Consider the following 8,678-nt stretch of genomic DNA (forward strand, 5'->3'; position numbering starts at 1 on the left):
ACGGTACGGACACCGCCGCGCCGACCCTGGACAAGTCGAAGCTACCCGGGATTAACTTGTGGGGCGATCAGCTGTCCACCGGCCCGCAGCCGCCCGTGCCGGCCCGCACCGCCTGGCACCACCGAAGGGAGCGCCGTCGTGCGCCGCACCGTGTTCACCGAGGACCACGAGGCCTTCCGGGAGACCATCCGGGACTTCATCGCCAACGAGGTGGTGCCCGTCTACGAGGGCTGGGAGGCCGAGGGCCACCCGCCGCGCGACTTCTACCGCCAGCTCGGCGCGCTCGGCGTCTTCGGCATCGAGGTCCCCGAGGAGTACGGCGGCGCGGGCGAGAGCGGCTTCAAGTACCAGGCCGTGGTGGCCGAGGAGACCGCCCGGGCGGGCGTCAGCTTCGGCTCCTCGGGCGTGCACACCGGCCTGGTGCTGCCGTACCTGCTGGAGTACGCCGACGAGGAGCAGAAGCAGCGCTGGCTGCCCGGTTTCGTCTCCGGCGACATCATGACCGCCATCGCGATGACCGAGCCGGGCGCCGGCTCCGACCTCGCGGGCATCACCACCACGGCCCGGCTCTCCGAGGACGGCACCCACTACGTCCTCAACGGCGCCAAGACCTTCATCACCGGCGGCGTGCTCGCCGACCTCGTCCTGGTGATCTGCCGGACCGCGCCGTACGACCCGGAGAACCGCCGGGCCGGCCTCTCCATCCTCTGCGTGGACACGGCCTCCGCGGGCTACACCGTGGGCCGCAAGCTGCAGAAGATCGGTCTGCGCACCTCCGACACCGCCGAGCTGGCCTTCAGCGACGTCAAGGTGCCGGTGGAGAACCTGCTCGGCGAGGAGGGCAAGGCCTTCTCCTACCTGACCCACAACCTGGTCCAGGAGCGGCTGGCGATCGCGGTCGGCGCCTACGCGGCCTCCGCGGCGGCGGTGCGGTTCGCGGTCCAGTACGTCAAGGACCGCAAGGTGTTCGGCAAGGCGGTGGCCGAGTTCCAGAACACCAAGTTCACGCTGGCCGACTGCGAGGCCCAGGTGGTCGCCCAGCAGTCGATGGTCGACCGCGCGCTGGAGCTCTACCAGAGCGGCGAGCTGACGGTCGCGGACGCGGCGGCGACCAAGCTGTTCTGCACCGAGTCGGCCTCCGGCGTGATCGACAAGTGCCTCCAGCTGCACGGTGGTTACGGCTACATCCTGGAGTACCCGATCGCCCGCCTCTACACCGACAACCGGGTGTTCCGGATCTACGGCGGCACCAGCGAGGTCATGCGCAGCATCGTCGCGAAGTCGCTCGGCCTGTAGCGAGGACCCTGTAGCGAGGACCCTGCGGCGGGGCACCGGCGGCGAGCGCCCGGCGGCGAGGACCCCCGCAACGGGAGCCGGGCCGGCCGCACCCACCGGGCCGGCACAGCCGGGAAAGCCGGCGGGCCGCACCCCCATGGCGGCCCGCCGGCGCTCCCCCCGCCCGCGCGGTCACGACGGTTGCGCCGCCCGGGTGAAGCCGGGCGGCGCGGCGGGACGGTGGAGAGGGCGGCGGGGCGGCCCGGCGGGCAGCGGGACGGCACGCGGACCGCGCCCGGGCCGCTCAGTTGGGCGAGCTGTGCTCGGCGCGCCAGGCCTCCCAGCCGGCCGCCGAGGCCACCTTCGCCTCGCGCAGCGCCCGCTGCGCGACGGCCGTCGCGACCGCCGTCGGCGGGGTCTCCAACCGCCTGATCCACGTACGCCCGGCCGTGGCCAGCGCCGCGCACACCATGGCCGCACCGGCCGCGCCGAGCACCGCGCCGATGCCCGTGAGAACCGCTCCGCCGGCCAGCAGCGAACGGTTGACCTGGAAGCCACTGAGGAAACTGTCATTGGTCGCCATGCGTCCACCATGGGCGCAGTCGGCGATCCCCGCACGCCGAGCCGCTCCGGGGTGCGGGAGCCGGGCCCGTCCGCGACGCTGGCCCCAGGGCCGCCGCGAACGGCCCGGCAGGCGGGCCCGGCGACGGACCCGCCGACGGACCCGGCAGGCAGGCCCAGGAGGACACCCATGGTCGATCTCGAACAGCTCGCCGTGGAGCACGCGGCCAAAGCCACCGAGAGCCCGCACGGGCGCAGCGCCCACCTCGTGGTGCACGACGGCGTGCTGCGGCAGACCGTGATCGCGCTGACCGCCGGGACGTCGCTGGACGAGCACAACGCCCCCGCCGCCGCGAGCATCCAGGTGCTGCGCGGCCGGGTCTCGCTCACCGTCGCCGGGCATCTGCAGGAGCTGTCGGCGGGCCAGCTGCACCCGATCCCGCAGGACCGGCACGGGCTGCTGGCCCACGTCGACTCGGTGGTGCTGCTGACGGCGGTCACGGCGTAGCCGCCGGGCGACGCGGCCCACGGCGGCCCACGGCGGCCTACGGCGCGGCCGCGCCGAGCACGGAGGGGGCGACCAGCTGGAGGCCGCGCAGGAAGTCCCGCCCGGTCGGCGCCATCTCGGGCGCGGCCAGCCACTGGGCGGCCAGGCCGACCAGCAGCGCCTGGTAGAACATCCCGCGGGCCAGTTCGTCCTCGGTGTCCGGCACCTCGGCGAGGCCCTGGAACAGGGCCGCGAGCCCGAGCCGCCCGCCCTTCTGCGCCGCGGTGAGCGCCGCCGCCAGCTCGGGTGCCCGGTCGGTCTGCACCATCGCCTCGAACTGCGCCGCCCAGAGGCCGCGGTGCTCGACGAAGGTCTCCTTCACCCCGTCCCAGACCGCGACGAACCGTTCCTCCGGCCCGTCCGCGAGTTCGTTCGCGTGCGCCACCACGGCGCCCAGTGCGACGCCCCACTCCCCCGTCGCCTCGATCAGCGCCGTGTTGAGCAGCGCCTCCTTCGAGCCGAAGTGGTAGCCGATCGCCGCCAGGCTGACGCCGGAGGCGGTGGCGACGTCCCGGGCGGTGGTCCGCCCGTAGCCCTTCTCGTACAGACAGCGCTTGGCGCCGGCCAGCAGGTCCTCACGATTTCCCATGGCCCGATGCTACGGCCTGTCTGGACAGATGTCTTGCACGTTCGTCTCACACGGAAGACTGAGACAGGCGATTTAGACATCTGTACTAGACAAGCGTCTGACACGCCCGTACCGTCTTCCCCATGACCGCAACCACCGGCCGCGCAGGCCGTCGCGAATGGATCGGCCTGGCCGTCCTCCTGCTCCCCACGCTCGTCCTGACCATGGACATGGGCGTGCTCTTCTTCGCCGTCCCGTACATCTCCACCACGCTGGCGCCGAGCGGCACCCAGCAGCTCTGGATCATGGACATGTACTCGTTCCTGCTGGCCGGGCTGCTGATCACGATGGGCTCGCTGGGCGACCGGATCGGCCGGCGCCGGCTGCTGATGATCGGCGCCGCCGGCTTCATCGGGGCCTCGGTCCTGGCCGCCTACGCCGACGGCGCGGGCCAGCTGATCGCCGCCCGCGCCGTGCTCGGCGCCGCCGGGGCGACCGTGATGCCCTCGACCCTCGCGCTGATCCGGAACATGTTCCACGACCCCAAGCAGCGGCAGCTCGCCCTCGGCGCCTGGGGCGGCGTCCTCACCACCGGGGCCACGCTCGGCCCGGTCGTCGGCGGGTTCCTGCTGGCCCACTTCTGGTGGGGTTCGGTCTTCCTGGTCGCCGTCCCCGTGATGGCCCTGCTGCTGGTCGTGGCCCCCTTCCTGCTGCCCGAGTACCGCTCCCCGCAGCAGGGCGGCTTCGACCTGCTCGGCGCCGGCCTCTCGCTGGCCTCGATCCTGCCGCTGGTCTACGGCGTCAAGACCCTCGCGGTGGACGGCTGGAGCCCGCTCGCCGCCGCGGCCGTCCCGGTCGGGCTGGTCTTCGCCGCCCTCTTCGTCCTCCGCCAGCGCACCGCCGCCGCCCCGCTGCTCGACCTGAGCCTGTTCAGGATCCGCGCCTTCACCGGGGCGATCAGCGTCAACATGGTCGCGATGTTCGCGATGATGGGCTTCACCCTCTTCACCTCGCAGTACCTGCAGCTGGTCAAGGGCATGAGCCCGCTGACGGCCTCGCTCTGGTCGCTCGTCCCCAGCGTCGGCGTCGGTGCGGCGGTCGGGCTGGGCGCGGCGCTCGCCGGGAAGGTCCGGCCGGCGGTGCTGATGGCCGGCGGCTTCCTGATCGGCGCGGCCGGCTTCGCGATGATGACCCAGGTCGGCGCCGACTCGCCGCTCGCCCTCATCCTCACCGCGGCGGGGGTCCTGGCCGCCGGCACCGTCGGCACCATGACGCTCACCGCCGAGATGGTCGTCTCCGCCGCACCGATCGAGCGGGCCGGCACCGCCTCCGCCACCTCCGAGACGGCGGTCGAACTCGGCAGCTCGCTCGGCATCGCCCTGCTCGGTGCGGCCGGCGCCGCGGTCTACCGGTCTCGGCTGGACGGCGCCCTCCCCGCCGGGATCGACGGCGAGGCCGCCCGCACCGCCCAGGACACCCTCGGTGGCGCGGTCACCGTCGCCGCCCGGCTGCCCGGCCGCCTCGGCACCGAGCTGCTCGACACCGCCCGGGCCGCCTTCACCGACGGCCTGCACGTGGCCGCCCTGGTCGGCCTGGTCTTCGCGGTCGGCGCCGCCCTCCTCGCCTACCGCCTGATGTCCCACCTCCCCGCCCGGCCGGCCACGGACGACACCGAGGGTGTCGACCGAAAGGGCGCCGAGCCCGCCACCGTCTGAGCGAAGAAGCTGACCGGAGCATCCGCCCCCGCGCGTCATCAAGAGCCCCCGCCCCCGGGCGGGGGCTCTCGCCCGTAAGCGGCCACCCGGCGGGGGCTACCTGCCGGCCCGTCGGGACGCCGACCCCACCGGGGCCGCGTCACCGGGAGCTGACGTCACGCGGTCGACGTCACGGGGAGCGCAGGCCGACCGGCTACTCGACGGGTGAGCCGAAGCGCGCCAGGTAGTGCCAGACCCGCTTGAGGGCCTGCGGATCGTGCCGGCCGGTGCGGACGGCGTCACCGATGACGCGCGGGTCGAGCAGCCCGTCCTCGGCGATCGCGAGGCCGAGGGCGACGAACTCGGCTCCCCGGTAGTCGGGGTGGCGGCTCAGCTCCTCGGTCGACAGCCGCAGGCCGGGGTGCCAGGCGAGCGGGCACGGCAGCCGGCGGGCCCGCTCCTCGACCGCGGTGCCCCGGTAGCTCGGGTCCAGCACCACCGCCTCCACGTCCCTGTCGAGCCGGACCGGCCCGTGCACCTGGGCCTCGATGTAGTCGTCCAGCTCGTCCGCGTCGTCGGCCTCGGCGAGGGCGATCAGGGCCATCCGGTCGGCGGTGCCGAAGTCGGACGGGTCGAGGTAGCTGTCCGGGTAGCAGAAGGTGGCCCGGGCGAGGGCGTGCGGGGCGAGCCGGAGATGGGCCGAGCCGAAGCGCGGCGCCGCGCCGACGGGCTTGCGCCGGTAGTCCAGCGCCCCGTACACCGGGCGCTCCTCGGCCGGGGCCTCGTCGTAGGCGCCGCCGAAGATCCGGCTCTCCCAGCGCCAGCGGTCACCGCCGGGGTGGGCGGTCAGCCCGCCGTTGCCGGTACCGGTGACGAACTGGGAGCGGTAGACGCCGTCCTGGGCGAGCGCCTCCAGGACGTCCCGGCCGCCGTCGGCGCGGTCGGGGTGGAAGTTGAGGGTGATGCGCAGTCCGGCGGCGAGCGGGCCGCCGGTGGCGAGCGCCGTGACGTGCCGCAGGGCTCGTTCCTGGGCGGGGCTGGGGGTCGCGGGGCCGGCCGTGTCGATGCTCATCGCGGCAGTCTGGCCGAGGCCGGCCGCCCTCCGCACCCGAGTTCCCGCCGGCCGGGCGGCCCGCCCGGCCCTGAGCTGCGGGGCCGGGCGCGCCAGGGCAGCCTGGGGTTCGACGGGAACACTCGGGAGAGCGGCGGGAGGACCGATGCCGGAGGCGGGGCCGGGGCCGGGGCCGGGGCCGGAGGCGGACGGCGCGCGGTCGCCGGGCGGTGGCGAGCCGGACTACCGGTTCTCGCTGGCCAACGAGCGGACCTTCCTGGCCTGGATCCGGACGGCACTCGGCCTGCTCGCGGGCGGCATCGCCGTCGACCAGCTGACCCCCGACGTCGCCCCCGCGCCGCTGCGGATCGCCCTGGCCGTGATCTGCGCCCTCGGCGGGGCGGTGCTCGGTGCCACCGCGTACCGGCGGTGGATCCGGGTCGAGGCGGCGATCCGCGCCGGGGCGCCGCTGCCGGGCACCCGGGTCCTGCTGGTGCTGTCGGTCGGGGTGGCGCTGGTGGCGGCGGTGTTCTGCGGCCTCATCATCGGATACGGCAATTGACCCGGTGGCCGGAATTCACCGCGCGGCCTGCGACTAATCGCCATCCGCCTGGTCAACACCTGGTTTTTGACCAGCGTTTCCCGACCGGTGTATACGTTCGCCTCCGCGGCCATGCATACTGGCCAGGTCGGGCGCTTTGCCCACCCGTGACTCTAGACAAGAAGGGACCGGTGGCCGGGGATGCTGCGGAACGGTCTTGAGCCCTGGCACCTCCTGGTGGTGCTGGCTGTCGTAATCCTGCTGTTCGGATCGAAGAAGCTGCCGGAGATGGCCCGTGGCCTCGGCAAGTCGATGCGCATCCTGAAGGCGGAGACCAAGGCGCTGCGCGAGGACGAGGCTCCGGCCGCGGACGCCGCTGCCGCCCCCGCGCCGGGTACGGCGCAGAGCACCGCTGCTCCGCAGGCGCAGACCGCGCCGCAGCAGCCGGTGGCCCCGCAGGTGGTCGCGCCGACCAACGTGACCAAGGCCACCGAGACCCCCCGGGCCACGACCACCGCCTGAGGTTTCTCCGACCGAGCCCCCACCGGCAACGGTGGGGGCTTCGTCGTGTCCGGGCCCCGCCCTGGCCGGCCGGTCCGTTCGGAGCAGCCCGGCGAGCGGGACCGGTGGCACTGCGACAGGCTGAGCGGGATGTCCGCGACCCCGACCCCCCTCGCCCAGGAGCACCGCGTCGACGTGCGGGCCTGGTTCCTGCTGCTCGGCTCGTTCGCCGTTCTGATGCTCGCGTACTTCACGCTGCCGCTGCGCTACTTCGGCGAACGCCGCCCGGTCCTCAGCTGGCTCGTGTTCGCCGGTGTCCTGACCCTGCTGAGCGGCCTGCTGCTGGGCCGGGTCCTCGACCTGCTGCGCGGGACGGGCCGACGGCCGGGGCTGTGGCTGGTCGTGCTGATCTGCCTGTCGATGAACGTCTTCGCGGGCACGTACTACGTGCTGGCCGCCTCGGTGGGCGAGTTCGACGGCCTGCACACCCGGCTCGACGCGCTCTACTTCACCGTCGTCACGATGGCCACCGTCGGCTACGGCGACATCACGGCGGCCGGGCAGGGGCCCCGGCTGGTGGTGATCCTGCAGATCGTCTACAACTTCGTCTTCCTCGCGACCGCCGCCGGGACACTGACGCAGCGGCTCCGCACCGGGTTGGAGAGCCGGCTCCCCCGGGCGCAGGGCGGGGAGCACCGGCACGGCCTCCCCCGCCGCCGTCACCGGGCGGAGGAGCAGGACGAACACGACGAGCGGGGCGACTGACGGAGCCCGACCGGCCGTCAGCCGTGAGTGGTGTCGATCACGCAGAACCGGTTGCCGTCGGGATCTGCGAGGACGACGAAGTCCGGGTCCTCGGGGTAGCTGTCCCAGTCGACCGAGCTGGCTCCGAGGGCGAGCAGCCGCTCGATCTCGGCCGCCTGCTCGGCGGCGTCCGCCGTGTACAGGTCGAGGTGGACGCGGGGGTGCTCCTGGAGGGGCGATCCGCTGAGGCCGAGTGCCAGTTGCACGCCCGGCCCCTCGGCGGGTTCCAGGACGGCCCAGTGGTCCTCGACCTCGTCACGGGCCGCGTAGCCCAGCGCCTCCGTCCAGAAGTCGACGGCCCGCCGCACGTCCGCGACACCCAACACGATGGATCCGATGGTCAACATGGGCCCGATTCTGCCCGGTCGCGAGCTCCGGCCACCGGGAATTCCACCCGGGTCGCCCGGAGCGACGGGCGGATGGCCCATCACCCCGGCACGGGCGTCCGGTCAGTGCGGTTGGGCGTGGCGTGCGGGTTTCTTCGGTGGGGTGCGGTGGTGGGTTTCGGGGCCGTAGTGGCCGGCCTGGCGGGCGATCCAGGCGTATTCGTGGGTGCCGTCGGGGCGGGTGCGCAGTTCCCAGCGGCCGTGGCGGGTGATCGGGGGTGGTGTGGGCTGCTGGTCGTCGTTGACCTTGAGGGTGGTGAGGACGCCGAGGGCGACGGTGGTGAGGGCGAGGGCGAGGAGGGTGAGGAGGGCCGCGCCGACGAGGAAGTTGGCGGTGCCGGTTCTCATCGGCGGATCCCGAGGACGCGGTGGCCGAGGTGGGCGGCGAGGTCGTGGAGGAGTTCGTGGGCCTGGTCGTGGGTGAGGGGGAGGGCGAGGTGTTCGCCGGGGCCGGTGTGGATGTCGAGGTCGACGGCGAGGCGGAGCTGGACGGTGGCGTCGGGGGTGTGTTCGACGGTGAGGTAGGCGACGGTGGTGCGCTCGGTGTGGATGGCGTCGGTGGTCATCGGGATCAGGACTCCCACGGGGGGTTCCTCTCGGTGTCGGGTCGGGGGGTGGTGGTCACGCGGCGGCGTCCAGTTCGAACCAGACGCGTTTGCCGTGCTTGCGGGGGTCGGTGCCGAAGCGGTGGGTGAGGGAGCGGACGAGGTGCAGGCCCCGGCCGGAGAGGGCGTAGGGGTCGGCGGGGGT

The 8,678-nt window shown here is 73.7% G+C and carries 12 protein-coding genes; 6 read left to right on the top strand and 6 right to left on the bottom strand.

Annotation, left to right across the window (positions count from 1 at the left end; all coding sequences use genetic code 11):
• The first annotated feature begins 138 nt into the window (after positions 1 to 138).
• Complete coding sequence (locus ABZ497_RS15045; RefSeq protein WP_329488427.1) at positions 139 to 1,296, top strand: acyl-CoA dehydrogenase family protein; 1,158 nt, start codon at positions 139 to 141, stop codon at positions 1,294 to 1,296.
• Positions 1,297 to 1,579: 283 nt separating this feature from the next.
• Here the strand turns inward: ABZ497_RS15045 and ABZ497_RS15050 are convergent, their stop codons facing one another.
• Positions 1,580 to 1,858: a hypothetical protein gene (locus ABZ497_RS15050; protein ID WP_329488428.1), complete on the bottom strand. Its 279-nt coding sequence runs from the start codon at positions 1,856 to 1,858 to the stop codon at positions 1,580 to 1,582.
• Positions 1,859 to 2,026: 168 nt separating this feature from the next.
• On the opposite strand from ABZ497_RS15050, the gene ABZ497_RS15055 reads away from it, so the two are divergent.
• Entirely contained in the window at positions 2,027 to 2,344 is a 318-nt protein-coding gene (locus tag ABZ497_RS15055) for a cupin (protein ID WP_329488429.1), read from the top strand.
• A gap of 37 nt (positions 2,345 to 2,381) precedes the next feature.
• Here the strand turns inward: ABZ497_RS15055 and ABZ497_RS15060 are convergent, their stop codons facing one another.
• On the bottom strand, positions 2,382 to 2,972 hold the full coding sequence (locus ABZ497_RS15060; protein ID WP_359805258.1) for a TetR/AcrR family transcriptional regulator: 591 nt from the start codon (positions 2,970 to 2,972) through the stop codon (positions 2,382 to 2,384).
• 122 nt (positions 2,973 to 3,094) lie between these two features.
• Here ABZ497_RS15060 and ABZ497_RS15065 point away from each other — a divergent pair, with 122 nt between their 5' ends.
• Positions 3,095 to 4,666 (top strand): MFS transporter, encoded by a 1,572-nt coding sequence (locus ABZ497_RS15065; RefSeq protein WP_359805260.1) that lies wholly within the window; start codon positions 3,095 to 3,097, stop codon positions 4,664 to 4,666.
• Positions 4,667 to 4,859: 193 nt separating this feature from the next.
• On the opposite strand, the gene ABZ497_RS15070 is transcribed toward ABZ497_RS15065, so the two are convergent.
• On the bottom strand, positions 4,860 to 5,717 hold the full coding sequence (locus tag ABZ497_RS15070) for a DUF3626 domain-containing protein (protein ID WP_359805262.1): 858 nt from the start codon (positions 5,715 to 5,717) through the stop codon (positions 4,860 to 4,862).
• Positions 5,718 to 5,862: 145 nt separating this feature from the next.
• On the opposite strand from ABZ497_RS15070, the gene ABZ497_RS15075 reads away from it, so the two are divergent.
• From ABZ497_RS15075 to ABZ497_RS15085, 3 genes are all read left to right on the top strand, one after another.
• Entirely contained in the window at positions 5,863 to 6,258 is a 396-nt protein-coding gene (locus ABZ497_RS15075; RefSeq protein ID WP_359805264.1) for a DUF202 domain-containing protein, read from the top strand.
• 180 nt (positions 6,259 to 6,438) lie between these two features.
• Positions 6,439 to 6,759 carry a Sec-independent protein translocase subunit TatA gene (gene tatA, locus ABZ497_RS15080; RefSeq protein WP_359805265.1) on the top strand — a complete coding sequence of 107 codons (321 nt, stop codon included), beginning with the start codon at positions 6,439 to 6,441 and terminating at the stop codon, positions 6,757 to 6,759.
• Positions 6,760 to 6,888: 129 nt separating this feature from the next.
• Positions 6,889 to 7,503 carry a potassium channel family protein gene (locus ABZ497_RS15085; RefSeq protein WP_359805267.1) on the top strand — a complete coding sequence of 205 codons (615 nt, stop codon included), beginning with the start codon at positions 6,889 to 6,891 and terminating at the stop codon, positions 7,501 to 7,503.
• A gap of 17 nt (positions 7,504 to 7,520) precedes the next feature.
• On the opposite strand, the gene ABZ497_RS15090 is transcribed toward ABZ497_RS15085, so the two are convergent.
• The 3 genes from ABZ497_RS15090 to ABZ497_RS15100 form a co-directional block, all read right to left on the bottom strand.
• Complete coding sequence (locus ABZ497_RS15090; RefSeq protein WP_359805269.1) at positions 7,521 to 7,889, bottom strand: VOC family protein; 369 nt, start codon at positions 7,887 to 7,889, stop codon at positions 7,521 to 7,523.
• A 102-nt stretch (positions 7,890 to 7,991) separates the two neighbouring features.
• The gene (locus tag ABZ497_RS15095; protein WP_359805271.1) at positions 7,992 to 8,276 is read right to left on the bottom strand and encodes a hypothetical protein; all 285 of its coding nucleotides are present in this window, start codon (positions 8,274 to 8,276) and stop codon (positions 7,992 to 7,994) included.
• Entirely contained in the window at positions 8,273 to 8,512 is a 240-nt protein-coding gene (locus tag ABZ497_RS15100; protein WP_359805272.1) for a hypothetical protein, read from the bottom strand. Before ABZ497_RS15100 ends, ABZ497_RS15095 begins: the two co-directional genes overlap by 4 nt.
• Positions 8,513 to 8,678 lie beyond the last annotated feature (166 nt).

This window comes from Kitasatospora sp. NPDC005751 (assembly GCF_040630835.1).
GTDB lineage: Bacteria > Actinomycetota > Actinomycetes > Streptomycetales > Streptomycetaceae > Kitasatospora.

Bases quoted from the DNA above. Each gene is read 5' to 3' on its own strand.
- ABZ497_RS15075 (WP_359805264.1), top strand. From the start codon at position 5,863: ATGCCGGAGGCGGGGCCGGGGCCGGGGCCGGGGCCGGAGGCGGACGGC.
- ABZ497_RS15090 (WP_359805269.1), bottom strand. From the start codon at position 7,889: ATGTTGACCATCGGATCCATCGTGTTGGGTGTCGCGGACGTGCGGCGG.
- ABZ497_RS15070 (WP_359805262.1), bottom strand. From the start codon at position 5,717: ATGAGCATCGACACGGCCGGCCCCGCGACCCCCAGCCCCGCCCAGGAA.
- tatA (WP_359805265.1), top strand. From the start codon at position 6,439: ATGCTGCGGAACGGTCTTGAGCCCTGGCACCTCCTGGTGGTGCTGGCT.
- ABZ497_RS15050 (WP_329488428.1), bottom strand. From the start codon at position 1,858: ATGGCGACCAATGACAGTTTCCTCAGTGGCTTCCAGGTCAACCGTTCG.
- ABZ497_RS15065 (WP_359805260.1), top strand. From the start codon at position 3,095: ATGACCGCAACCACCGGCCGCGCAGGCCGTCGCGAATGGATCGGCCTG.
- ABZ497_RS15095 (WP_359805271.1), bottom strand. From the start codon at position 8,276: ATGAGAACCGGCACCGCCAACTTCCTCGTCGGCGCGGCCCTCCTCACC.
- ABZ497_RS15055 (WP_329488429.1), top strand. From the start codon at position 2,027: ATGGTCGATCTCGAACAGCTCGCCGTGGAGCACGCGGCCAAAGCCACC.
- ABZ497_RS15060 (WP_359805258.1), bottom strand. From the start codon at position 2,972: ATGGGAAATCGTGAGGACCTGCTGGCCGGCGCCAAGCGCTGTCTGTAC.
- ABZ497_RS15085 (WP_359805267.1), top strand. From the start codon at position 6,889: ATGTCCGCGACCCCGACCCCCCTCGCCCAGGAGCACCGCGTCGACGTG.